We start from the raw sequence: 23,369 nt of genomic DNA, 5'->3' as shown, positions 1-23,369 counted from the left end.
CGGGCGCTCGTTCCCCGACCCGGCCGTCGCCGAACGCGGGGTCGCCGGCGCCGCGACGGCGATCCGACCACGAAAGAGCCATATCGGCCCGTCCCCGACTACGGGACGAACACGTCGACCGTCCCGCCGCCGACCCGCGGTCGACCACTCACCCATGAACGAGGACCACCTGCAGGCGCTGTGTGACCAGGAGACGATGGCCGAGCGCGCCCGCGCCGCCGACGCCCCCGCGTGGCTGCGACGCCACTTCGAGACGTTCACCGGCGGACTGACCGGGGAGCGGAACGGGACGCCGTTCCCGTGCCACTTCGGGACGAACGCCGTCGAGCGCGGCGACCTGTTGTACACCGCGGTGCCGTCGTTCACCGACCCCGAGGCGCTGTTCCGGTTCCGCGACACGCTGCTGGAGTACCTCGACACCTACCGGGACCACGCCGAGTTGGCGCCGCTCGTCACGTTCTTCGCGCCCCCCGCGGGCGGCGCCGACGCGTTCGCCGAGGCCGACTGGCACGAGACGCTGTGGCACGTGCTCCAGTTCCTCCACGTCAACGACCCGGAGCCGTGGCCCGCCGACATCCCGACCGACCCCGACGACCCCTACTGGGAGTATTCCTTCGGCGGCACGCCGATGTTCCCCACCTGCCGGGCGCCGTTCTACGAGGACCGCAAGAGCCGCTACTGCCCGGTCAGTCTGGAGATCACGTTCCAGCCGCGGGACGTGTTCGACGGCCTCACCCACGACACCGAGGCCGGCGCCCACGCGCGAGAGGTCATCCAAGACCGCCTCGGCGACTACGACGGCGTCTGCCCGCACGCCGACCTCGGCGACTGGGGCGTCGACGACGACCGCGAGTGGCGCCAGTACCTGTTCTCCGCCGACGAGGCGCAGTTCCCCGACGAGTGCCCGCTGACGGTGACCCCGGAGGTGACGGCGCTCGAGGGCGGCGCCCCGGGACCGGGCGTCGGGGCCGACTGATGGCCGGGGACCGCGCCGCCGACGCCGACCCCGCGGTCGACCTCCCGGCGCTCGTCCTGATCGACCTGCAGGTCGGCTTCGACGACCCGAGGTACGGCGAGATCAGCGACCCCGACGCGGAGGCGAACGCGGCCCGCCTGCTCGCGGCGTGGCGCGACCGCGGCGGCGCCGTCTTCCACGTCCGCCACGACTCCACGGAGCCGGACTCGCCGCTACGGGGCGACGCCCCGGGCTTCGCGTTCAAGCCGGCGTTCGAGCCCCGGCCGGGGGAGCCCGAACTCGTCAAGCGCGTCAACTCGGGGTTCATCGGGACGGACTTGGAGGACAGGCTACACGCGGGCGGCCACGAGCGACTCGTCCTCGCCGGCCTCACGACCGACCACTGCGTGTCGACGACGACGCGGATGGCCGACAACCTCGGGTTCGAGCCGACGGTCGTCACGGACGCGACGGCGACCCACGCACGGACCGGCCCGGACGGCGAGCGGATCGACCCCGAGACGGTCCACCGAACGGCGCTGGCGCACCTGCACGGGGAGTTCGCGGCGCTGGCGACGACGGACGACCTGCTCGCGTCGCTGGAGGCGTGAGGCGGGCACCCGGCGGCGGCTCAGCCGTCGTAGGAGATGAAGCTCGCGGCGTCGTCGGCGAAGGCGGCGGCGTCGGGCCCGAACGAGTCGGCGTACCGGACCACCAGCGCGATGAGCACCTCCGGGCGGGTGACGCGGTAGCCGCCCTCGGTGTCGAGCAGGCCCGCGTCGGCCAGCTTCCCGGCGTACGTCGAGACGGTCGCGCGGGAGACGTCGAGCGAGCGCGCTAAGTCGGCGCCGGACGCCGCCGGCCGTCGGAGGAGCCCGAGGAGCATCCCCCGCGGCGTGTCGCGCCGGAGGTAGCCGAGCGCGCGCCGCTCGAACGCCGAGAAGCGCCCGGCCGGGAAGTAGCGCCGGTAGTCGCCGTCCTTCTGGGAGACGACCTCGCCCGCGGACTCCAGCCGCTCGAGGTGGTGTTGCGTCTCGCCGGTCGCCAGCGAGAGGTCGTCCCGGAGCTTCGAGAAGTGGGCGCCGGGCGTCGTCGCGAGGTAGCCGCGGATGGCGTCGCGGGCGGCGGAGTCGTCGCCGTCGGCGACCGCGCGCCCGCTCGCCGCCAGCGGCGTCGCCGCCCCCAGCGCGGCGAAGCGCCGGAGCGTGGCGCGCTTGTCCGCGTCGACCTCGCGTGTCACGGCTTCTCGTAGCGAGGACGCACGCAAAAGGGTTCCGTTGGATCGGTGACCCGTACGGTGAAACCAAGCGAGCGGCAGTCCGTAGCCACCCTGTCGCCGTCGCGCCGCGGCCGGGACGCCGCCGGCGACTGACGGGCGACCGGAGAAGGGTGGAGGGTCGCGGCGGCGGCTCGGCTACTCGGTTTCGGTCTCGGGCTCCGCCTCGGCGTCGGCGCCGTCGTCGGCGCCGGAGCCGTTGTCGGCCTCGGAGACGACCTCGTCGGCGGACTTGATGGTGTCCTCCTGATCCGCCTCGGCGACGACTTCGTCGGCGGACTTGATCGAGCCGCCGATGTCGCCCTCCTTCACCGCGGCGGCCTCCTGTTCGAGCGCCTCGGTGTCCATCTCGGCGGCCTCGTCGATCTGTCCGAGGATGTCCTCGATGTCGTCGAGGCCGAGCATCTCCCGCGTCTCGGCGTCGAACTCCAGCGAGTCCAGCCCCTCGTTCTGCTGCACGTCGGAGCCGGTCAGCTGTTTGCCGTAGCGGCCCACGAGGCTGGTGAGCTCCTGCGGGAGGATGAACGTCGAGGAGTCGCCCTGCCCGATGCGCTCCAACGTCTCCATCCCCTTGTCGATGATGGCGCGCTCGCCCATCGACTCGGCGGACTTCGCGCGGAGGACCGTCGAGATGGCGTCGCCCTGCGCCTCGAGGATCTGGCTCTGCTTTTCACCCTGCGCGCGGATGATGTTCGACTGCTTCTCACCCTCGGCCTCCTCGATGGCGGAGCGACGCTCACCCTGCGCCTCGAGGATCATGGCGCGGCGACGGCGCTCGGCGGACGTCTGCTGCTCCATCGCCTGCTGGACGTCCTTCGAGGGGTTCACCTCGCGCACCTCGACGGACTCGACGCGGATCCCCCACTCGTCGGTGGGCTCGTCGAGCTCCTTGCGGATGCGGGCGTTGATCTCCTGTCGCTTGTTCAGCGTGTCGTCGAGTTCCATGTCGCCCAGCACCGCCCGCAGCGTCGTCTGCGCGAGGTTGGAGACGGCGACCTTGTAGTCCTCGACCTCGAGGAACGCCTTCTTCGCGTCCATCACCTTGATGTAGACGACGGCGTCGGCGGTCACCGGCGAGTTGTCGCGGGTGATCGCCTCCTGTCGGGGGACGTCGAGCGTCTGGGTCCGCATGTCGAAGGTGTACGTCCGCGAGACGAACGGCGGGACGATGTTGATACCCGGTTCGAGCAGTTTCCGGTACTCGCCGAACACCGTGAGCGCCTTCTTCTCGTAGGCGTCCACGATGACGATCGCCTGGTAGACGGCGACGATCGCGACGAGCAGGAACAGGATCCCGATCACCGCGGCGCCGATGCCGGCGAACTGGAGTGGTACGAGGACCATGGCTAGGCGTTCGCCGGACGGGGCTTAAGGGTTCGCACGTTGTCACTCCGAACCGGGCGACGGCGACGCCGCCCGGCGGCACATGCGCCGTCGTCGACGGGGGGTCACTCCCGTTCGAACTCCCGTTCGCGCTCGGACGCCGGCTCGCCGTCCCCGTCGTCCTCGAGGTCGGCCGCCTCGCGCTCGCGGCGGCGCCGTTCGCGGGCCAGTTCGCGGTCGATGTCGTCGGCGCCGCCCGCCAGCGACTCGACGGTGACGACGTTCCCCCCGCCGGGGTCGACGACCATCACCTCGGTCCCCTCGGCGATCTCGCCGTCGACCGACCGCGCCGAGTAGAAGGGGTTGAACCCGCCGGAGTCGAGCTTCACCTCGCCCCCCGTCGGGGTGACGCGCTCCGTGACGCGCCCCGTCTCGCCGCGCAGCGACCGGGAGTCGGACGTCTGGTCCTGTCCCTTCCCGCCGTACAGGTCGAACTCGCGGTAGCCGTAGAACGCGAGCGCGCCGAACACGAGCACGAGGAGGCCGAGCACGAACGGCCCGGCCAGCGGGCCCAACAGGAGCCCGACGAGCCCCGCGGCCAGCAGGGCCACGCCGATCACGACGAAGTGGGCCCCCGGCGCCAGCGCCTCGGCGATCGACAGGCCGAGGCCCGCGGCCACGAGCAGCAGCGGGAGGGTCTGTGGGCCGAACAGGTCCAACTGGATCAGCATCGGTGTGGGGGTGTCGCGGGTATCACAGCGTCGCCGAGAACACGAACAGGATCGTGCCGAGCACGCCGGCCACCACGAACAGGGCGTTCTCGACGTCGATCGACTCCGGTTCGATGGGCGCCTCCTCGCGGGCGGCCGCCCGCGCCGCCTCGGCTTCGGGGCCGACCTCGTCGAGCCCGAAGCGCCACTCGTTGCCGTCGGAGTCGACGTCGGGGTCGCGTTCGCCACTCATTGTCGGCGGTAGCCGCGCGGACGGTAAAGAGGTGTCGGGGTGGCGGGCGAACTGGCGGGCGCGGACCGGCGGATCCGAACGCCGTGACCGGTCGCTCAGCGTCGCCGCGCGTGCCCGATCACGTCGCCCTCGTACACGACGCCCCGCTCGGCGTCGACGGTGACGACGGTGTCGTCGGTCACGTCGTCCGCGAGCGGCGCGCCCGACACCATCGGGATGCCCACCTCGCGGGCGACGAGCGCGGGGTAGCCCGTCATGCCGGCGCGGGCGTCGACGATCCCGCCGAGCTTGGTGGTGTCGCCGTCGAACTCGCCGTCGAAGTCGGCCGGCAGGTAGACGACGGCGCCCTCGGGGACGCCGGAGAGGTCGCCGTCGGGGACGCGCCGGAGCGGCCCCGAGACGCGCCCGCCGACGACGTGGCGGCCGGTGGCGATGGTCTCGGCGGCGACGTGGAGCTTCAGGGTGTTCGTCGTGTTCGTCCCCTCCAGCTCGGTCATCATGCCCGAGAGCACGACCAGCGTGTCGCCGGACTCGGCGACCCCCGCCTCCAGCGCGGCCGAGACGGCCGAGTCCATGACCTGCTCGACGCTCGTGTGGTAGTCGGCGGACATCGGCCGGACCCCCCACGACAGCGCGAGTTGGCGACGGACACGGTCGTTCGGGGTCGTCGCGACGACGGGGACGCCGGGGCGGAACTTCGCGGTCTTGCGCGCGGTGTACCCCGACTCCGAGGCGGCGACGACGGCGGCGGCGTCGGTGTCGCGCGCGAGGAACCGCGCCGAGCGCGCCAGCGGCTCCGTCCGCGACTCCGTCTCGGCCAGCGGCACGCGGTCCTCGCGCGTCTCGTCGTACTCGGCGCTGGTCTCGACCTGCCTGACGATCCGGTGCATCGTCTCGACGACGCGCACGGGGTGGTCGCCGATGGCCGTCTCGCCGGACAACATCACCGCGTCGGTGCCGTCGAGGACGGCGTTGGCGACGTCGGACGCCTCCGCGCGGGTAGGGCGCCGGGAGTGGACCATCGAGTCGAGCATCTCCGTCGCGGTGATGACGGGCGTGCCCGTCTCGACGCACTTCCGGATGATTCGCTTCTGGATCATCGGCACGTCCTCCAGCGGGCACTCCACGCCGAGGTCGCCGCGCGCGACCATCACGCCGTAGGAGGCGTCGATGATCCCGTCGAGGTTCTCGACGGCGTCGGCGCGTTCGATCTTGGCGACGATCGGCACGTCGCCGGCGCCCCGTTCCTCCAGCGCGTCGGCGACGGCGTACACGTCGTTCGCGTCGCCGATGAACGACGCCGCCACGAAGTCCACGTCGTGGTCCCTCACCAGGTCCAGTTCCCGCTCGTCGGCGGCGGTGATCGTCGGCAGCCCCAGGTCGACGCCGGGGATGTTGACGCCCTTGCGGGAGCCGAGTTCGCCCCCGGAGTCGACGCGCGCGTGGACGCCGTCGTCGTCGACGGCCGTGACGGTCGCCTCGATGCGGCCGTCGTCGAGCAGGACGCGGTCGCCCGGCGTCGTCTCGGCGATGGAGTGGCTCACGCCGATCGACTCGGCGTCGGCGGTGTCGCCCGCGAAGAACACCACCTCCGAGCCGGTCGCCAGCTCGATCGGCTCGTCGATCTCCGCGGTGCGGACCTCCGGGCCCTGGAGGTCGAGCATGGCCGCGAGCGGTTCCTCGGTGGCGTCGTCGACGGCGCGGATCCGGTCGATCACCTCGCCGCGGTGGGCGGTGTCCCCGTGGCTCGCGTTGAGGCGAGCGACGGACATGCCCGCGTCCGCGAGCGACCGGATCGTCGCCCGGTCGTCGGAGGCGGGACCGAGCGTACAGACGATCTTGGCTCGTCGCATGGTCTTACCGGCACCTCTCGCGCGCCGCTATAAAGGCCTACGGAGCGCAACTCGCGTCCGAGTGAACAGTCCGGCCGGTCGACAGGCCGGCCGCCTCACCGCGTGACCATCCAGGTCGTGCCCGAGGAGTAGCCCCACTTCTCGATGTCGATGTCGGCGGCGGCGTCGATGACCGCGGCCATGTTGGCGCCCACCTCCTTGGCCGAGAGGCCGAGTTCCTCGGCGATGAGCCGGGACTTGAAGTAGGTCTGCTCGGCGGCGTGGTCGCGGAGGTACGCGAGGATCCGATGTTGCTTCTCGTTCAGGTCGGCGGCGACCGCGGCGGCGTCCGCGGGCTGGGTCGCGTCGGCCGTACTCGTCGCGCTCATACAACCGACTACGGTAGGATCCCTCATAGGGGGTTTGGTACACGGGGTTAACACGCCGCTGTCGGGTGGTTACGGTGACGCAACCGTCGTCGTCCCGTCCGCCGATCCGGCCGATCGGTACGCGCGGCTAACAGCGAGTAAGCCGCGACTGACCCGGCGGGTCGCGCGCCGGATCGCGCGAGGGTCACGCCCCCCCGGCGCGGCGGCGCGTGTCCCCCGCGCTGGAAGTACAGAAGGTACTTACGCCGCGGCCGGCCATCGTGTCGACAATGAGCGGCCCGGACGACCCCCCGACGGCCGCGGACGCGCCGAGCGTCCGCGTCAGCGTCGTCCTCCCGGCGTACAACGAGGCGGCGACGATCGAGGGGACCGTCCGGACGACCGTCGAGACCCTCGAGGGGTTCCTCCGGGACGACGAGTTCGAGGTGATCGTCGCCGAGGACGGCTGCGACGACCGTACCCCGGAGATCGCCGCGCGCCTCGCCCGCGAGGACGACCGGGTGTTCCACGTCCACAGCGACCGCCGGCTCGGGCGGGGCGGCGCGCTGGAGTTCGCGTTCGACCGCGCGAGGGGGGAGACGCTCGTCTACTTCGACACCGACCTCGCGACGGACATGCGCCACCTCGAGGAGTTGGTCGCGCGGATCGAGCGCGACGGCTACGACGTGGCGACCGGCTCCCGCTGGATCCCGGGCGAGCGAGCCGACCGGCCGGCCAAGCGCGGCGTCCCCTCGCGGGGATTCAACCTCCTCGTGCGGACGGTGCTCCGGTCGGACCTGCGCGACCACCAGTGCGGGTTCAAGGCGCTGTCGCGGACGGCGTTCGAGGAACTGCACGACGAGGTGGAGGACGCCCACTGGTTCTGGGACACGGAACTGCTCGTGCGCGCACAGCGGCGCGGCCTCCGGGTCGCCGAGTTCCCCGTCGAGTGGGAGCCGAAGGGCGACTCGAAGGTCGACCTCGTGCGCGACGTGTTCGGGATGGGCAGTCAGGTCGTCCGGCTGTGGTGGCAACTGTCGGTGTCGCCGCGGATCACCCGGACGCGGACGGTCGCTGCGGGCGCCCTGCTGACGGTGGCGGCGCTCGCGCTCATGACCGTCTACCTCGACCCCTCGGCGGTGCTCGCGGCGTTCTCCGACGCCGACCCGGTGCCGGTGGTCGCGGCCACGGTCGTCTACGTGCTCTCGTGGCCCCTCCGGGGCCTGCGGTACCGGGACGTCCTCTCCGAACTGGGCTACGACGAGAAGGTCGGCTTCCTCACCGGCGCGGTGTTCATCAGTCAGACCGGGAACCTCGTGTTCCCCGCCCGCGCCGGCGACGCCGTCCGGGCGTACGTCGTGAAGGCGCGCCGCGGCATCCCGTACCCGACGGGCTTCGCCTCCCTCGCGGCCGAACGGGTGTTCGACCTGCTGACGATCACGGCGATGGCCGGCGCCGTGCTCGCGGGCCTGCTCGTCACCGACGGCACCGGCGCGGTCGCCGCGGCGGTGTCGGGGAACGTCCCCGGCGTCTCCGCGGGCGCCGTCTCGACGGCTGTGCGGGTGGCGGCGTTCGTCGGCGTCGTCGCGGTCGCGAGCCTGTTGTTCATCGTCGCCACCGCCCGCAGCGACACCAACTACGTCCGCTCGATCGTCTCCCGGTTCTCCGAGGACAGCTACGTCGAGTACGTCGCGGGCGTCATCGAGGAGTTCGCGGCCGGCGTCCAGACCGTCGCCGGCACGCGGGCGTCGTTCGCCCGCGTCGGCGGCGTCTCCGTCGTCGTCTGGACCCTCGACGTGGTGACCGCGCTGCTCGTGCTGTCGGCGTTCCCGGCCGCGACCGCGTCGATGACGCTCACGCAGCTGGTCGTCGTCGGCTTCTTCGCCGTCTCCGTCGGCAACCTCGCGAAGGTGCTCCCCCTCTCGCCGGGCGGGATCGGGCTGTACGAGGCCGCCTTCACCGCGCTCGTCGTCGGCCTCGGCGGCGTCCCCGCGGCGGTCGCGTTCGCCGCGGCGGTGCTCGACCACGCGGTGAAGAACGTCGTCACCGTCGTCGGCGGCGTCGCCGCCATGCTCGGCCTCAACGTCTCCTTGACCGCCGCGGTCGACGAGACGGAGGAGTTGGAGGAGGGGGAGGCAGAGGGCGCGGCGGAGTTCGCCACCGACGACTGAGGCTCAGTACAGGTCGGTGACGAACGGGCCGAGCGCCCCCGCCACGGCGGTCCGGAGCGCGTCCGTCCGGTCGACGCGGCCGCCGGTGAGCGCGCCCGCGGCCCCTGCTTCCTCGCCACCTCGTCCTCGCCGAGCACGTCGTCCATCACCGGGCCGAGTTCCTCGCCGTCGCGGACGCGCCCGGCGATGCGCTCGGGGAGGACGAGCGACGGCCCCGTGCCGACGCCGAGGCGGTCCCCGTCGGCGACGGCGGCCCACATCACGAGGAACAGCGCGTCGTCGCCGTCGAACCCCGCGACGCCGCCCTCGACGCCGACGCCCAGATCGTAGCCCGGCACGTCGTCGTCGCCCGCGTCGAGCACCGCCCGCGCCCGGTTCACGGCGCCGCGGCGCGTCTCCGCGGTCCCGCGGGGCTGTTCGGGCACGCCCGACGGGACGGGACACGCCGCGACGGTCGCCCCGTCGCCGAAGCCGTCGCTCCCCGCCACGGCCCGCTCGGTCGCCTCGCGCTTCACCGGGTTCCCGGAACCGACGCCGATCCGCATACCCCGACGTTCGCGCGGTCGGTGGTGTGTCTTCCCCTCCGCGCCGCGGCGGTGCGAGGGTTCATCCCGGATGCCGGGACCACCGCCCCCGTGACACCGACAGGGGACACCGACGGGGACGTCGCCGCGGTCCGCGCGACGCTTCGGGCGCTCGCGACCGGCGACCGGCGCGGGCGCGATGACGAGCGATCGCGACGGCTCGTCGCGGACGCCGAGCGCGCGCTGGAGTCGGTGGCGGCGGCGGCCGCGTTCGCCGAGGCCGGCGGCTTCGACCGCCTCCGCGGGATCGTCGCGGACGGCGGGGGCGCGGACCGATCGGTCGCCCGACGCGCCCGTGCGGTGCTCGACGCCGTCGCCGCGTTCCGGACGGCGTACCGGGACAGTGGGGACGCCGCCGGGGACGCGCGCGGCGTCGCGGGGCGGAACGGCGACGGTGACGCGGACGGCGCCGACGCCGCGGACCACTTCCGCCCCACGCACGACAGTCATATCCCGGGAGCGGCACTACCCGACGACCAATGACGCGGATCATCCACACCGGCGACACCCACATCGGGTATCGCCAGTACCACTCCCCCCAGCGACGGGCCGACTTCCTCGACGCGTTCGAGCGCGTCGTGGCCGACGCCGTCGCCGACGACGTGGACGCGGTGGTCCACGCCGGCGACCTCTTCCAGGACCGTCGCCCGGACCTGCCGGACCTCCTCGGCGTGCTCTCGGCCCTCCGCGAGTTGGACGACGCCGGCATCCCGTTTCTCGCCGTCGTCGGCAACCACGAGTCGACGCGCGGCGGCCAGTGGCTCGACCTGTTCGAGTCGCTCGGGCTCGCGACGCGCCTCGGCGCCGAGCCGGTCGTCGTCGGCGACACGGCGTTCTACGGCCTCGACCACGTCCCCGTCAGCCAGCGCGACAAGCTCGACTACGCGTTCGCCCCGCACGACGCCGGCACGGCGGCGCTGGTGAGCCACGGCCTGTTCGAGCCGTTCGCCCACGCCGACTGGGACACCGAGGAGGTGCTGGCGCGGTCGACCGTCGACTTCGACGCCGTGCTCCTCGGCGACAACCACGCACCCGGCGTCGAGACGGTGGCCGACACCTGGGTGACGTACTGCGGGTCGACCGAGCGCGCGTCGGCGACCGAGCGCGACGAGCGCGGCTACAACCTCGTCTCGTTCGGGCCCGACGCCGACGCCGGCGACGGCGTCGTCGACATCCGGCGGCGGACCATCGAGACCCGCCCGTTCGTGTTCGTCGAACCCGAACTCGGGCCGGCCGAGGGCATCGACCGCGTCCGCGACGCGGTCCGCGAGCACGACGCCGCGGACGCGGTCGTCATCGTCAGCGTGACCGGCGACGGCGACCCCATCGCGCCGGCGGCCGTCGAGGAGTTCGCCAGCGAGCGCGGCGCGCTGGTCGCCCGCGTCACCGACCGACGCGAGGTGGAGACCGACACGGAACTGTCGGTCAGCTTCGCCGACCCCGACGAGGCCGTCCGCGAGCGCGTCGCCGAGTTGGGACTGTCCGAACCGGCCCTCGACGTCGACGACGTCGTTCGGGGCGACCTCCCGGACTCGAACGTCCGCGAGGAGGTGAAGCGGCGGGTCGAGGAACGGCTGGCCGACGACGACGCGGGGGGGACTGACGAGACGACCGCGCCCGCCGGGGCGGACGAGGACGCGGCGGACACGGACGCCGAGCTCGACGGATCGACTGGCGGCGAGGCCGCTGAAGGGACCGAGCCGACCGGCGAGCCGACCGAGGCGCCGACCGACGGCGACGACGGCCAACTCACGCTGGGTGATTCGCGGTGAGGTTCGACCGCCTCCGCCTGCGGAACTTCAAGCCGTACGCCGACACCGACCTCCGGCTCTCCGACGGCGTGACGGTGATCCACGGTCTCAACGGGAGCGGGAAGTCCTCGCTGCTCGAGGCGTGTTTCTTCGCGCTGTACGGCTCGAAGGCGCTCGACGGGACGCTCGCGGACGTGGTGACGAACGGCGCCGAGGAGAGCGAGGTGGAGCTGTGGTTCTCCCACGACGGCCGGTCGTACCACGTCCGCCGGGAGCTGAAGCGCTACGGCGACCAGATCCAGACGACGACGTGTGTCCTCGAGTCGGACGACGAGGCGGTCGTCCGCGACGGCGCGCGCGAGGTGCGGTCGTTCGTCGCCGACCTCCTCCGGATGGACGCCGAGGCGTTCGTCAACTGCGCGTACGTCCGCCAGGGCGAGGTGAACAAGCTGATCAACGCGACGCCGAGCGAGCGCCAGGACATGATCGACGACCTCCTCCAACTCGGGAAGCTGGAGGAGTATCGCGAGCGGGCCGGCGACGCCCGGCTCGGCGTCGAGGACGTCCTCTCGGAGCGGCGCGGCGCGCTCGACGGCGTCGCCGAACAGGTCGAGCGAAAAGAGGAGAAGGACCTCCACGGCACTCGCCAGTCGCTCCGGTCGACGCTGGCGTCGGTCGACGAGAAGGTCGAGAACTACGAGGCCCAGCGGGAGAAGGCCGAGCGGAGCCGCGAGCAGGCCCAGTCGGTGCTCGACGAACAGGCCGAGCGGCGCGAGGAGCTCGCCTCGCTCGAGTCGGAGATCGAGGAGTTGGAGGCGACCATCCGCGAGGACGAGGCCGAACGCGAGCGCCTCGGCGACCGCGTGGCCGACCTCCGCGACCAGATCGACGACCTGACCGACACGCTCGACGACCGGCTCGCCGCGACAGAGGCGACCGACGCGGACCCGGAGACGCTCGCGACGCGCCGGGCGGCGCTCGACGACCGCGAGGACGCGATCCGCGAGGAACTGCGCGAGACGCGCTCGCGGGTGAACGCGTTCACGAACCAGTCGGAGAACCTCGTCGAGAAGGCCGACGACGCCGAGTCGCGCGCGGCCGAGAAGCGCGAGCGGGCCGAGGAGGTGGCCGCCGACGCCGAGGAGGCCGCCGAGACGCTGGCCGAGCGCGAGGAGCGCTTCGCCGACCTCGAGGCCGAGCGCGAGGAGCGCCGGGCGACGTTCGAGGACGCCCCGGTCGCCGTCGGCGAGGCGGAGGCACACCGGGAGTCGGTCCGCGAGGACCTGACGGAGGTGCAGGCGGCGATCAACGAGACAACCGCGGACCTGCGCACCGCCGAGTCCCGCGTCGAGGAGGCCGAGCGCCTCCTCGAGGAGGGGAAGTGTCCCGAGTGCGGCCAGCCGGTCGACGACTCCCCCCACGTCGACACGCTCGCCGAGGACCGCGAGCGCGTCGCGGAGCTGGAGGCGGAGCTCGCCGAGCGGCGCGAGCGCGAGGCGGACCTCCGGTCGGAACTGGACCGCGCGGAGACGCTCGTCGAGACGGAGCGCCGGATCGCCCAGATCGACGAGACGCGCGAGTTGGTCGAGGACGGGATCGCGACCGCGGAGACGGAGGCCGCCGAGAAGCGCGAGCGTGCGGCCGCGCTCCGGGAGGAAGCGGACGACCTCGAGGCGACCGCCGCGGAGCGACGCGAGGCCGCCGAGACGCAGGCCGAGCGTGCGGCTGCGGCGCGCGAGGACGCCGAGGCGTTGGAGACCGACATCGAGGCGGTGGACGACGCCCGCGAGCGGCTGGACGCCGTCGCCGAGGCGCGCGACGAGATCGCGGACGCGGAGGCGGACGTGGAGCGACTCGGCGAGAAGCGGAGCGACATCGCCGACCGCAACGACGAGCGCCGGGAGTTCCTCGCGTCGAAGCGGAGCCGGCGCGACGACCTCCGAGAGCGGGTCGACGAGGACCAGATCGCGTCCGCCCGCGACAGCCTCGAGAACGCCGAGCAGTACCTCGAGAAGGTCGAGGACGCGCTGGCCGACCTCCGCGAGCGTCGCGACGACCTGACGAGCCGGATCGGCGCCGTGGAGAACGAACTGGACGAGTTGGAGTCGCTCCGGGAGCGCCGGGACGAGTTGGCCGCGCGCGTCGAGGAGTTGGAGACCCTCCACGACGAGACGGCGGAGTTGGAGGCGATGTACGGCGACCTCCGCGCCGAGCTGCGCCGCGCCAACGTCGAGAACCTCGAACGCATGCTCAACGAGACGTTCGAGTTGGTGTACGCCAACGACGCGTACTCACACATCGAGTTGGACGCCGAGTACGACCTCACGGTCTACCAGAAGGACGGCGAGCCGCTCGACCCCGAACAGCTCTCCGGGGGCGAGCGCGCGCTGTTCAACCTCTCGCTCAGGTGTGCCGTCTACCGCCTGCTCGCGGAGGGCATCGACGGCGCCGCGCCGACCCCGCCGCTCATCCTCGACGAGCCGACGGTGTTCCTCGACTCCGGCCACGTCGGGCGGCTCGCCGACCTCGTCGACGAGATGCGCGGCTTCGGCGTCCGACAGATCCTGATCGTCAGCCACGACGACGACCTCGTCGCGGCCGCCGACGAACTGGTCCGCGTCGAGAAGGACCCGACGTCGAACCGCTCGACCGTGGAGCGCGCGAGCGACCCGTCGGTCGCGACGATCGGCTCCGAGTTGAACGCGGGCGACTGACCAGCCGCCGGCGCCCGGACGGCGGTGCCACGGGGCGCCCCCGCGCGGCTCCGTCACCTGCGTCCCCGTGGCGGTTCAGCGCCGGAAGCGCTCGACGACCGTCAGCGCCGCCTCGGTCGGTTCGTACCCCCGCTCGCCGGCGACGGTCGTCTCCGCGAGCAGCCCGGCCGCGCGGAACTCCGAGAGCAGGCCGAGGAGGTCCGACTCGCACAGGCCGTACGAGTCGAGCAGCGTCCGCACCGACAGCGGTCCCCGATCCGCGAACTCGACGAGCAGGCCCAGCGCCCGCTCGTCGCGACACGCCAGCACCGCGCGCCGGACCCCGTCGGGGAGCCCGCCCGCCGCGGCCGCGAGGACGGACTCGCCCTCCGGTTCGAGGTCGCCGTTCGGCAGGTGGCGCTCCTCGCCGGTGGCGGGGTCGCGAACGAGGCTCGACTCCGCGGAGCGCTTCACGAGGAGGTAGCGCGTGCCGTCGCCGTCGCGGACCGTCTGCATGGTCGTCGGGAGACGCTCCGCGCGAAAAGCCGTATCGGTGACGGCGACGGTCGACCGCGCCCGCCCGGCGGCCGCGGGCGTCAGTCCTCGGTCGTCGACGCGCCCGCCTCCGCCGTGTCGGTCGCGTCGGTCGTGTCGGCCGCGCCGTCGTCACCGTCGGGTGTCGCGTCGTCGGGTGTCGCGTCGTCGCGGTCGCGGTTCCGGAACGCCCGGTACGTCTGGTACACCCGGATCCCGGCGAGGACGCCGACGCCGACCGCGGCGCCTCCCCACCGGAGGTCGCCCCTGAAGCCGATCAGCATCAGCCCCAGCGAGACGCCGAGGAGGGCGACGTTGGCGTAGATGACGGCCGTGAGGAACGAGCGCCTGACGGCCGGGTCGACGGTCGAGGGGTCGGGCAGCGAGTCGGCGGGGTCGGCGACGCGCGGGACCTCGACGCGCGGCCCGCGGCGCTCCGCCTCGGACGCCTGTCGCTCGAGACCGAACAGGTCGCCGTCGTCGTCGTCCTCGCCGAGCACGGGGCGTCGTACGCGGACGGCAGGAAAAGGGTTGTCGGACGGGGTGTTCGGGTGTCAGGCGTGGTCGGCGAGCGTCACGGCCGTACTCGCCTCGACCCACGCGAGCGGGTTCTCCGCGTCGTAGAGCACCGTTCGCCCCTCGTCCTCGTACGCCTCGACCGTCTCGACGGCCTCGTCCGGGCTCGCGCCCGAGCGCTCCAACGGGGGATCGGATGCGGGGGTCATGTCCAGACTATGGTACTGGTTGACACGGTATATGCCTTTCCGTGGCGGCCGGGCTCGCCGCCCGGCTCCCGTCGTGCGATCTCGCCGTTCCCGTAATCCGGTGTTACCGCGTCGAACGCCGACCTTACCGGAGTGCAGATCCCGGGTTCGGGGCGCCGTGTCCGGATCGAAGGGGAGGTTTTTACCGACCAACGGCAAAGGCCCGCCAATGAGCGATTCGCAGGCGGGCCTCGGCGACTTCGGGGGGGACTCCGGCGCCGGGGGCGACGCCGACGGCGGCCGACCGGACGAGGAGGCGGCGTACGTCGCGGGCGCGGGCCAGGGTCGCGTCAGCGCGGTCGTCGACCGCGAGGACATCGTCGTGCCGGACGCCACCGGCACGGTGGAGTTGATGGTGACCGCAGTCGACTACACCGTCGAGGGGACCGGCGCCGAGGAGTACCCCGTCGTCCACGTGTTCGGCCGCACCGCGGACAACGAGCCCGAACACGTCCGCGTCCTCGGGATCGAGCCGTACTTCTACGTGCCGACGGCCGACGTCGAGGAGCGGAGCCTGGTCGACGAGTACGACGTGATCCTCGACACCCGCGAGGAGAACCCCGACGGCGAGCGCTTCGAGTCGATCCGCGGGACGCCCGTCACGAAAGTCGTCGCGCGGACCCCGCGCGACGTGGGGCAGATCCGCGACGACTTCGAGCGCACCTACGAGGCGGACATCCTGTTCCCGAACCGCTTCCTCATCGACTACGGCGTCACCGCCGGCATCCGCGTCGAGGAGCGCCGGCTCGACGCGCGCGCCGACGAGGACGGGGGGCGGCTCCAAGTGACGCCCGACCACCTCGAACCGTGCGACGTGGACGCCGACATCCGGGTGAACACGTTCGACATCGAGGTCGACGACCGCAACGGCTTCCCCGAGGACGGCGAGGAACAGGTCGTCTGTCTCACCTCCCACGACTCCTACCGCGACGAGTACATCGCGTGGCTGTACGACGCCCCCGTCGGCGGCGTCGACGCGCCCGAGGCGCTGGCAGGGTACGAGCAGATCGGCGACGGCGACGCCAGCATCGAGGTGCGGACGTTCGCCGAGGAGGACGCGATGCTCGACGCGTTCATCGCGTACGTCGAGGCGACGGACCCGGACGTGCTCACGGGGTGGAACTTCGAGGACTTCGACGCCCCGTACTTCATGGACCGCTGTGAGGAACTCCAGTCCCGGAGCGACTACGACCTCTCGCCGGACCGCCTCTCGCGCGTGAACGAGACGTGGCGCTCCGGGTGGGGCGGCCCCGACGTCAAAGGCCGGGTGGTGTTCGACCTGTTGTACGCCTACCAGCGCACGCAGTTCTCCGAGCTGGAGTCGTACCGGCTCGACGCCGTCGGCGAACTCGAGCTCGACGTGGGGAAGGAGCGCTACTCCGGCGACATCGGCGACCTGTGGGAGCAGGACCCCGAGCGCCTGCTGGAGTACAACGTCCGCGACGTAGAGCTGTGCGTCGAGATCGACCGGAAGCAGGACGTCGTCGACTTCTGGGACGAGTCGCGCAAGATCGTCGGCTGCCAACTGGAGGACGCCCCCACCCCCGGCGACGCGGTCGACATGTACGTCCTGCACAACGCCTACGGGCGGTTCGTCCTCCCGACGAAGGGCCAGCAGGACGGCGAGGACTTCGAGGGCGGCGCCGTCTTCGAGCCGATCACCGGCGTCGAGGAGATGGTGTCGGTGCTGGACCTGAAGTCGCTGTACCCGATGTGCATGGTGACGATCAACGCCAGCCCGGAGACGATCGTCGACGACCCCGAGTCGTTCGAGGGGGAGACGTACCGCGCCCCCAACGGCACGCGGTTCCGCAAGGAGCCGGACGGGATGATGCGCCGGATGATCGACGAGCTGCTCACCGAGCGCGAGCGGCTGAAGGGCGAGCGCGACGCCCACGAGGTCGGCTCCGACGCCTACGAGCAGTACGACCAGCAGCAGGCGGCCGTGAAGGTGATCATGAACTCGCTGTACGGCGTCTCCGGCTGGGAGCGCTTCCGCCTGTACGACAAGGACAACGCCGCGGCGATCACCGCGATGGGCCGGCGCGTCATCGAGTTCACCGAGGAGGCCGCCCGCGAGATCGACCACGAGGTCACGTACGGCGACACCGACTCGATCATGCTCGCGCTGGGCGACGACCTCAGCGTCGAGGAGGCGATCGAGCAGTCGTTCGCCATCGAGGAGCACATCAACGGCCGGTACGACGACTTCGCCCGCGAGGAGTTGGACGCCGAGGAACACCGCTTCGAGATCGAGTTCGAGAAGCTGTACCGTCGGTTCTTCCAGGCGGGCAAGAAGAAGCGCTACGCGGGCCACATCGTCTGGAAGGAGGGCCACGAGGTCGACGACATCGACATCACGGGGTTCGAGTACAAGCGCTCGGACATCGCGCCGGTGACGAAGCGCGTCCAGAAGCGCGTCATCGAGATGATCGTCCACGGGGAGGACACCGACGACATCACCGAGTACGTCCACGACGAGATCCAGCGGTTCCTCGGCGGCGACGCCGACCTCGAGGAGGTCGGCATCCCGGGCGGCATCGGCAAGCGACTGGAGGCGTACGAGACGGACACCGCGCAGGTCCGCGGCGCCAAGTACGCGAACCTGTTGCTCGGCACCAACTTCCAGCGCGGCTCCAAGCCCAAGCGGCTGTACCTCCGGAAGGTCCACCCCGACTTCTGGGCGCGCATGGAGGACGAGCGGGGGCTCGACCCGTCGCAGGACCCGCTGTACGGGGAGTTCAAGCGCGACCCCGACGTGATCTGCTACGAGTACGCCGACGAGGTGCCCGCGGAGTTCGAGGTCGACTGGGACAAGATGCTCGAGAAGACGCTCGAGGGGCCGATCGCCCGCATCATCGAGGCGCTGGGGATGTCGTGGGACGAGGTGAAGAGCGGGCAAGAGCAGACCGGGCTCGGCAGCTTCATGTGACCCCGTCCGGGCGACAGGACACCCGGATCTTTTCCGAATCGAAAAACGATTTTTCGTGCGAAGGAATCGCATGGTCGCTCATGCGAAACCTTCATGCGTCGAACGACCCCATCGACGCGTAGAGGCGTACACACGAATATGGCGACACTCAAACTCGAAAACCTCCAGGCGCAGGTCGCGGAGACGGGCGAAGAGATCCTTCGGGGCGTCGACCTCGAAGTGAAGCAAGGCGAGATCCACGCCCTCATGGGTCCGAACGGCTCGGGCAAGTCGACGACCGCGAAGGTCATCGCGGGCCACCCGGCGTACGAGGTCACCGGCGGCTCGGTGACGCTCACCCTCTCCGAGGAGGACGTGGCGGACATCGACGCCGACGTCGACGAGGAGGACCTCACGTGGGAACTGCTCGAGCTCGAGCCGAACGAGCGCGCGGCGCTCGGCATCTTCCTCGGCTTCCAGTACCCCGCCGAGATCGAGGGCGTGACGATGGTGAACTTCCTCCGGCAGGCGCTCAACGCCAAGCTCGACGAGCGCGAGGAGCTGTTCGAGGACGAGGAGGCCGAGGAGGCCGACGCCGACGAGGACGACTCGGGCTACGACACCTCCCCGATGGAGGGGCCCGCCGACGACGGCGACGCCGGCGTCGCCGAGTTCCAGCAGCTCCTCAAGGAGAAGATGGAGCTGCTCGACATGGACGAGAAGTTCGCCGAGCGCTACCTCAACGCCGGCTTCTCCGGCGGCGAGAAGAAGCAAAACGAGGTGCTGCAGGCCGCGATCCTCGAGCCGTCGATCGCCGTGCTCGACGAGATCGACTCCGGGCTGGACATCGACCGCCTGCAGGACGTCTCGAAGGGTATCAACGCCCTTCGCGACGAACAGAACACGGGCATCCTCCAGATCACCCACTACCAGCGCATCCTCGACTACGTCGAGCCCGACCACGTGCACATCATGCTCGACGGCAAGGTCGTCAAGTCGGGCGACGCGAGCCTGGCCGAGCAGCTCGAGGACAAGGGGTACGACTGGGTCCGCGAGGAAGTCTACAACGCGGCGTAACCGACCATGGTTACTGAACAGCCTAATGCGTACACACCCGTAAACACCATCAACACATGAGTTCGGATCAGGACCACCTGAAACAGACGGACACCGAGGAGCGCTTCGACTTCAAGAAGGACTCGAAGGAGGCGTTCCGGAGCGAGAAGGGCCTCACCGAGGAGACGATCCGCGCGATCTCCGAGGACAAAGACGAGCCCGAGTGGATGCTCGAGCGGCGCCTGCGCGCGCTCGAGCAGTACCACGCGATGCCGATGCCGACCGACTGGCCCGGGCAGCCGGACCTGAGCGAGGTCGACGTCGACGAGATCGTCCCGTACATCCGCCCCGACGTCGACGTCCGCGGCGGCGTCGACGACTGGACGGAGCTCCCCGAGGACATCAAGGACACGTTCGACAAGCTGGGCATCCCGGAGGCCGAGAAGAACGCCCTCTCGGGCGTCGGCGCCCAGTACGAGTCGGAGGTCGTCTACCAGAACATGCAGGAGCGCTGGGAGGAGAAGGGCGTCGTCTTCTGCAACATGGACGAGGCCGTGCAGGAGCACGAGGAGCTCGTCCGCGAGCACTTCATGACGACGTGTGTCCCCCCGAGCGACAACAAGTTCGCGGCGCTCCACGGCGCCGTCTGGTCGGGCGGGTCGTTCGTGTACGTCCCCGAGGACACGACCGTCGACATGCCGGTGCAGGCGTACTTCCGGATGAACTCCGAGGGGATGGGCCAGTTCGAGCACACGCTCATCATCGCCGAGGAGGGCTCGGAGGTCCACTACATCGAGGGCTGCTCGGCGCCGAAGTACTCGGCGTTCAACCTCCACTCCGGCGGCGTCGAGGTGTTCGTCAACGAGGACGCCCACGTCCAGTACTCGACCGTCCAGAACTGGTCGAAGAACACGTACAACCTCAACACGAAGCGCGCCATCGTCGAGAAGAACGGCCGGATGGAGTGGATCTCCGGCTCGATGGGGTCGAAGGCGACGATGCTGTACCCTAGCTCCATCCTCAAGGGCCGCGGCGCCTCCGACAACCACATCACCATCGCGTTCGCCGGCGAGGGACAGAACATCGACACCGGCGCGAAGGTGTACCACAACGCGCCGAACACGAAGTCGACCATCGAGTCGAAGTCCATCTCGAAGGACGGCGGCCGCACGAACTACCGCGGCCTCGTCCACATCGCCGACGGCGCGCACGGCTCCTCCACCGCGGTGGAGTGTGACGCGCTGATGTTCGACAACGAGTCCACCTCCGACACCATGCCGTACATGGAGATCAACGAGTCGACGGTGGACGTCGCCCACGAGGCGACCGTCGGGAAGATCGGCGACGAGGACGTGTTCTACCTGCAGTCGCGCGGCCTCGACGACGACGACGCCAAGCAGATGATCGTCTCGGGCTTCATCGAGCCGATCACGGAGGAACTGCCCATCGAGTACGCCGTCGAGCTCAACCGGCTCGTCGAACTGGAGATGGAGGGCTCGCTCGGGTAATCCCGAGTCCTCGTCTCACCCACTCACCAACACAATGAGCACACAGCTACCCGCAAGCATCTCCGAGGAGACCGTCAGAGAGATCTCCGCGGAGCGCGACGAACCGGACTGGCTCCTCCAGACGCGCCTCGACGCGCTGGCGGCGCTGGACGACCTCGACATGCCGAACGTCATCGAGACGCCCGGCCGCCGCTGGACGAACCTGGAGGACCTCGACTACGAGTCGATCGTCGACCCGCTCGACCAGCGCGACGTGACCGAGCGCGTCACCGCCGAGGGCGTCGAGGTCCTCGACTTCGAGACGGCGGTCGCCGAGCACCCCGAGCTGGTGAAGGAGCGCTTCGGCTCCGTCACCGACCCGGAGACCAACTACCTCACCGCGCTGTCGACGGCGCTGTTCACCACGGGGACGGTCATCTACGTCCCCGAGGGCGTCGACGCCGAGGACGTGAAGGTGCGCGCCGAGATGAACAGCACCTCGCTGTTCTCGCACACCCTCGTCGTCACCGAGGCCAACTCCTCGGTCACGATCCTCGAGCGGATCTCCAACGGCGACGACGTCGACGGCGACCGCTACTTCAGCAACCTCGTGGAGATCGCCACGGGCGAGAACTCGTACGTCCAGTACGGCTCGCTCCAGAACCTCGACGAGGACGTGTACAACTTCACGCTGAAGCGCGGCGACGCCGACACGTACTCCACGATCAGCTGGATCGAGGGGAACATCGGCTCCCGGCTCACCCGCTCGGACATCGAGACCGAGCTGACGGGCGACTCCTCGGAGACGAAGATCGTCGGCGCGTTCTTCGGTCACAACGACCAGCACCTCGACATCAACGCCCGCGTGTGGCACCACGGCGAGCACACGACCGCCGACCTGGTCACCCGCGGCGTCCTCGACGACGAGGCGCGCTCGGTGTACGAGGGCGTGCAGGACGTCGGCCGCGACGCGTGGGACACCAGCTCCTACCAGCGCGAGAACACGCTGATGTTGAGCGACGACTCCGAGGCCGACGCCTCGCCGAAGCTCATCATCCACAACCACGACACCGAGGCCAGCCACTCGGCGACCGTGGGCCAGGTGGACGCGGAGGACCTGTTCTACATGACCTCCCGGTCCATCCCGGAGCGCACCGCGCGCAACATGCTCGTGGAGGGGTTCTTCGTCCCCGTCCTCGAGGAGGTCGAGGTCGACGAACTGCGCGAGGACATCGACGACCTCGTCGTCGCGCGCCTCGACTGAGGCCCGCGACCCCGCGGTCCCGTTCCGAACTCGCCCGCGGTTTTCCACGCCCCGCCGTCGAGCACCGACGAGCGACGGCGCCCCCGCCTCAGTCGCCGCCCTCGACCGTCTCGACGTCGAAGGAGACGCCGGTCCCCTCCAGCCGGTCGATCAGCGGGAGTCCGATCCCCGACGCCGGCGTCAACACCCCGCCGTCGTGGGGGGAGTCCACCTCGCCGCGGGCGAGACACACCGCCGACTCGCCGAGCATCCGGCACGTCGAGCCGTACCCCGGGTCGCGGTCGCCGCGGACGGTCGCCTCGACGGTGTACCCGCCCGGGTGCTCCTCGGAGGCGCCCGTGCCACGCAGTCGCACCTCGAAGGAACTCCCCTCGATGGTCTCCTCGTCGGGGCCGTCGCCCGGGTCGGGGAGGACGTACCGGTCGAGCGCCTCGCGGAGCGGCCCGACCGACAGCGCCCCCGCGAGCAGTCCCTGCCCGGCGGCCAGCGCGCCGGCCGTCGCCGCTCCCTTCACGCCGTCGCCGGTGCGGAGCGCCTCGCCGTAGCGGAAGGTGTGCCCCCACGGGTAGCCCAGCAGGGCGTTGGAGCGCCGGACGACCGGCTCGTTGATCTGCGCCATGACGAACGGCGCGGTCCAGGTGTCGCGGTCGCGGTCGCGGCCGACCCCGCGCTGGGGCCGCTCGGCGGGCGCGCCGCGGCTCTCGGGCGGGTCGAGCGCCCGCGGGTCCGCGAGGATCCGCCGCACGTCGCGGTCGGCGGCGCCCTCGCGGTACATCTCGACCATGCTGGCGATCGTGCCGCCGCTGAACGCGCCGCCGCGGATCGAGACGAGCCCCCGCACCTCGTCGCAGTGCGCGCCCAGTTCCTCGGCGGCGTGCGTCTGGAGGAGCAGGGTGCCCACGTCGCTCGGGACGGAGTCGAAGCCGCAGCCGTGGACGATCCGTGCGCCCGTCTCCGTGGCGCGGTCGTGGTGTTCGTCGATCGTCCGCCGCATCCAGTGGACCTCGCCCGAGAGGTCGCAGTAGTTCGTCCCGTGCTCGACGCAGGCGGCGACCAGTTCCGAGCCGTACGTCGCGTACGGCCCGACGGTGGTGCAGACGACCGCCGTGCGCTCGGCGATGGCGTCGAGGCTGTCGCGGTCGAACGCGTCGCCGGTGAGCAGGTCGAGGTCGGCGAGGCTCTCCGCCTGCTCGCTCCCGTCGTCGGCGTCGCCGCCGTCGCCGTGGTCGGCGGCCACGCTCTCGCGGACGTCCGCGAGTCGGTCCTCGCTGCGGCCCGCGAGTGCCCAGTCGAGGTCGGTCGCGCCGTAGCGCCCGGCGAGGTAGTCGGCGACGAGACGGCCGGTGAACCCGGTCGCGCCCCACAGGACGACGTCGTACTCGCGGTCGTGCGTGGACATGTCGTGGATCGACGGTCGCCGCCCCCACCAATCAGCGT

General features: G+C 71.2%; 20 protein-coding genes and 1 pseudogene. 10 read left to right on the top strand and 11 right to left on the bottom strand.

Annotation, left to right across the window (positions count from 1 at the left end):
* Window positions 1-154: 154 nt before the first annotated feature.
* Together P0R35_RS07900 and P0R35_RS07895 are read left to right on the top strand one after the other, a co-directional pair.
* A complete protein-coding gene (locus P0R35_RS07900; RefSeq protein ID WP_284011971.1) occupies window positions 155-976 on the top strand; it encodes a YqcI/YcgG family protein in 822 nt (273 codons plus the stop codon).
* The gene (locus tag P0R35_RS07895; protein WP_284011970.1) at window positions 976-1,566 is read left to right on the top strand and encodes a cysteine hydrolase family protein; all 591 of its coding nucleotides are present in this window, start codon (window positions 976-978) and stop codon (window positions 1,564-1,566) included. Before P0R35_RS07900 ends, P0R35_RS07895 begins: the two co-directional genes overlap by 1 nt.
* 20 nt (window positions 1,567-1,586) lie before the next feature.
* Here P0R35_RS07895 and P0R35_RS07890 read toward each other — a convergent pair whose 3' ends face one another.
* The 6 genes from P0R35_RS07890 to P0R35_RS07865 all read right to left on the bottom strand — a co-directional run bounded on the left by P0R35_RS07890 (window position 1,587) and on the right by P0R35_RS07865 (window position 6,738).
* Window positions 1,587-2,195, bottom strand: a complete 609-nt coding sequence (locus tag P0R35_RS07890; protein ID WP_284011969.1) for a winged helix-turn-helix transcriptional regulator — start codon at window positions 2,193-2,195, stop codon at window positions 1,587-1,589.
* A 174-nt stretch (window positions 2,196-2,369) separates the two neighbouring features.
* A complete protein-coding gene (locus P0R35_RS07885) occupies window positions 2,370-3,575 on the bottom strand; it encodes an SPFH domain-containing protein (protein ID WP_284011968.1) in 1,206 nt (401 codons plus the stop codon).
* 104 nt (window positions 3,576-3,679) lie between these two features.
* Window positions 3,680-4,285, bottom strand: a complete 606-nt coding sequence (locus tag P0R35_RS07880; protein WP_284011967.1) for an NfeD family protein — start codon at window positions 4,283-4,285, stop codon at window positions 3,680-3,682.
* Between the two features lie 22 nt (window positions 4,286-4,307).
* Window positions 4,308-4,517 carry a DUF7312 domain-containing protein gene (locus tag P0R35_RS07875; RefSeq protein WP_284011966.1) on the bottom strand — a complete coding sequence of 70 codons (210 nt, stop codon included), beginning with the start codon at window positions 4,515-4,517 and terminating at the stop codon, window positions 4,308-4,310.
* A 95-nt stretch (window positions 4,518-4,612) separates the two neighbouring features.
* Window positions 4,613-6,370, bottom strand: a complete 1,758-nt coding sequence (gene pyk / locus P0R35_RS07870; RefSeq protein ID WP_284011965.1) for a pyruvate kinase — start codon at window positions 6,368-6,370, stop codon at window positions 4,613-4,615.
* 95 nt (window positions 6,371-6,465) lie between these two features.
* Complete coding sequence (locus P0R35_RS07865) at window positions 6,466-6,738, bottom strand: DUF7123 family protein (RefSeq protein WP_284011964.1); 273 nt, start codon at window positions 6,736-6,738, stop codon at window positions 6,466-6,468.
* A gap of 269 nt (window positions 6,739-7,007) precedes the next feature.
* On the opposite strand from P0R35_RS07865, the gene P0R35_RS07860 reads away from it, so the two are divergent.
* The gene (locus tag P0R35_RS07860) at window positions 7,008-8,888 is read left to right on the top strand and encodes a flippase-like domain-containing protein (RefSeq protein ID WP_284011962.1); all 1,881 of its coding nucleotides are present in this window, start codon (window positions 7,008-7,010) and stop codon (window positions 8,886-8,888) included.
* A gap of 3 nt (window positions 8,889-8,891) precedes the next feature.
* On the opposite strand, the pseudogene yjjX reads toward P0R35_RS07860, so the two are convergent.
* Window positions 8,892-9,433, bottom strand: a pseudogene (yjjX, locus tag P0R35_RS07855) (inosine/xanthosine triphosphatase).
* A 90-nt stretch (window positions 9,434-9,523) separates the two neighbouring features.
* Between yjjX and P0R35_RS07850 the strand changes: the two are divergent.
* The 3 genes from P0R35_RS07850 to rad50 are packed head-to-tail and all read left to right on the top strand — an operon-like array spanning window position 9,524 to window position 13,937.
* Window positions 9,524-9,955 (top strand): DUF7966 family protein, encoded by a 432-nt coding sequence (locus P0R35_RS07850; RefSeq protein ID WP_284011961.1) that lies wholly within the window; start codon window positions 9,524-9,526, stop codon window positions 9,953-9,955.
* Entirely contained in the window at window positions 9,952-11,244 is a 1,293-nt protein-coding gene (mre11, locus tag P0R35_RS07845; protein WP_284011960.1) for a DNA double-strand break repair protein Mre11, read from the top strand. Before P0R35_RS07850 ends, mre11 begins: the two co-directional genes overlap by 4 nt.
* Entirely contained in the window at window positions 11,241-13,937 is a 2,697-nt protein-coding gene (gene rad50 / locus P0R35_RS07840) for a DNA double-strand break repair ATPase Rad50 (protein ID WP_284011958.1), read from the top strand. The genes mre11 and rad50 overlap by 4 nt, the downstream gene beginning before the upstream one ends.
* 75 nt (window positions 13,938-14,012) lie before the next feature.
* Here rad50 and P0R35_RS07835 read toward each other — a convergent pair whose 3' ends face one another.
* The 3 genes from P0R35_RS07835 to P0R35_RS07825 form a co-directional block, all read right to left on the bottom strand.
* A complete protein-coding gene (locus tag P0R35_RS07835) occupies window positions 14,013-14,432 on the bottom strand; it encodes a DUF7346 family protein (RefSeq protein WP_284011957.1) in 420 nt (139 codons plus the stop codon).
* Between the two features lie 80 nt (window positions 14,433-14,512).
* Window positions 14,513-14,950, bottom strand: coding sequence for a DUF7322 domain-containing protein (locus tag P0R35_RS07830; protein ID WP_284011956.1), 438 nt, complete (start codon window positions 14,948-14,950; stop codon window positions 14,513-14,515).
* 54 nt (window positions 14,951-15,004) lie between these two features.
* Window positions 15,005-15,175, bottom strand: a complete 171-nt coding sequence (locus tag P0R35_RS07825) for a DUF7331 family protein (protein WP_284011955.1) — start codon at window positions 15,173-15,175, stop codon at window positions 15,005-15,007.
* A 208-nt stretch (window positions 15,176-15,383) separates the two neighbouring features.
* Here P0R35_RS07825 and P0R35_RS07820 point away from each other — a divergent pair, with 208 nt between their 5' ends.
* The 4 genes from P0R35_RS07820 (at window position 15,384) to sufD (ending at window position 21,932) form a co-directional block, all read left to right on the top strand.
* Window positions 15,384-18,146, top strand: coding sequence for a DNA-directed DNA polymerase (locus tag P0R35_RS07820; protein ID WP_284011954.1), 2,763 nt, complete (start codon window positions 15,384-15,386; stop codon window positions 18,144-18,146).
* A gap of 138 nt (window positions 18,147-18,284) precedes the next feature.
* Window positions 18,285-19,202, top strand: coding sequence for an ABC transporter ATP-binding protein (locus tag P0R35_RS07815; protein WP_284011953.1), 918 nt, complete (start codon window positions 18,285-18,287; stop codon window positions 19,200-19,202).
* Window positions 19,203-19,258: 56 nt separating this feature from the next.
* Window positions 19,259-20,689, top strand: a complete 1,431-nt coding sequence (sufB, locus tag P0R35_RS07810; protein ID WP_284011951.1) for a Fe-S cluster assembly protein SufB — start codon at window positions 19,259-19,261, stop codon at window positions 20,687-20,689.
* A gap of 34 nt (window positions 20,690-20,723) precedes the next feature.
* Window positions 20,724-21,932 carry a Fe-S cluster assembly protein SufD gene (sufD, locus tag P0R35_RS07805; protein ID WP_284011950.1) on the top strand — a complete coding sequence of 403 codons (1,209 nt, stop codon included), beginning with the start codon at window positions 20,724-20,726 and terminating at the stop codon, window positions 21,930-21,932.
* A gap of 88 nt (window positions 21,933-22,020) precedes the next feature.
* Here sufD and P0R35_RS07800 read toward each other — a convergent pair whose 3' ends face one another.
* Window positions 22,021-23,331: a saccharopine dehydrogenase family protein gene (locus tag P0R35_RS07800; protein ID WP_284011948.1), complete on the bottom strand. Its 1,311-nt coding sequence runs from the start codon at window positions 23,329-23,331 to the stop codon at window positions 22,021-22,023.
* Between the last annotated feature and the right edge of the window lie 38 nt (window positions 23,332-23,369).

The organism is Halobaculum litoreum (assembly GCF_030127125.1).
Taxonomy (GTDB): domain Archaea; phylum Halobacteriota; class Halobacteria; order Halobacteriales; family Haloferacaceae; genus Halobaculum; species Halobaculum litoreum.
Note: the sequence above shows the minus strand (reverse complement) of the source record. Positions and strands in the feature narration are given on the sequence as shown.

Coding starts and splice junctions, on each gene's coding strand:
- P0R35_RS07900 (WP_284011971.1), top strand. CDS start 155: ATGAACGAGGACCACCTGCAGGCGCTGTGTGACCAGGAGACGATGGCC.
- P0R35_RS07895 (WP_284011970.1), top strand. CDS start 976: ATGGCCGGGGACCGCGCCGCCGACGCCGACCCCGCGGTCGACCTCCCG.
- P0R35_RS07885 (WP_284011968.1), bottom strand. CDS start 3,575: ATGGTCCTCGTACCACTCCAGTTCGCCGGCATCGGCGCCGCGGTGATC.
- P0R35_RS07880 (WP_284011967.1), bottom strand. CDS start 4,285: ATGCTGATCCAGTTGGACCTGTTCGGCCCACAGACCCTCCCGCTGCTG.
- P0R35_RS07875 (WP_284011966.1), bottom strand. CDS start 4,517: ATGAGTGGCGAACGCGACCCCGACGTCGACTCCGACGGCAACGAGTGG.
- pyk (WP_284011965.1), bottom strand. CDS start 6,370: ATGCGACGAGCCAAGATCGTCTGTACGCTCGGTCCCGCCTCCGACGAC.
- P0R35_RS07865 (WP_284011964.1), bottom strand. CDS start 6,738: ATGAGCGCGACGAGTACGGCCGACGCGACCCAGCCCGCGGACGCCGCC.
- P0R35_RS07860 (WP_284011962.1), top strand. CDS start 7,008: ATGAGCGGCCCGGACGACCCCCCGACGGCCGCGGACGCGCCGAGCGTC.
- mre11 (WP_284011960.1), top strand. CDS start 9,952: ATGACGCGGATCATCCACACCGGCGACACCCACATCGGGTATCGCCAG.
- P0R35_RS07835 (WP_284011957.1), bottom strand. CDS start 14,432: ATGCAGACGGTCCGCGACGGCGACGGCACGCGCTACCTCCTCGTGAAG.
- P0R35_RS07825 (WP_284011955.1), bottom strand. CDS start 15,175: ATGACCCCCGCATCCGATCCCCCGTTGGAGCGCTCGGGCGCGAGCCCG.
- P0R35_RS07820 (WP_284011954.1), top strand. CDS start 15,384: ATGAGCGATTCGCAGGCGGGCCTCGGCGACTTCGGGGGGGACTCCGGC.
- P0R35_RS07815 (WP_284011953.1), top strand. CDS start 18,285: ATGGCGACACTCAAACTCGAAAACCTCCAGGCGCAGGTCGCGGAGACG.
- sufB (WP_284011951.1), top strand. CDS start 19,259: ATGAGTTCGGATCAGGACCACCTGAAACAGACGGACACCGAGGAGCGC.
- sufD (WP_284011950.1), top strand. CDS start 20,724: ATGAGCACACAGCTACCCGCAAGCATCTCCGAGGAGACCGTCAGAGAG.
- P0R35_RS07800 (WP_284011948.1), bottom strand. CDS start 23,331: ATGTCCACGCACGACCGCGAGTACGACGTCGTCCTGTGGGGCGCGACC.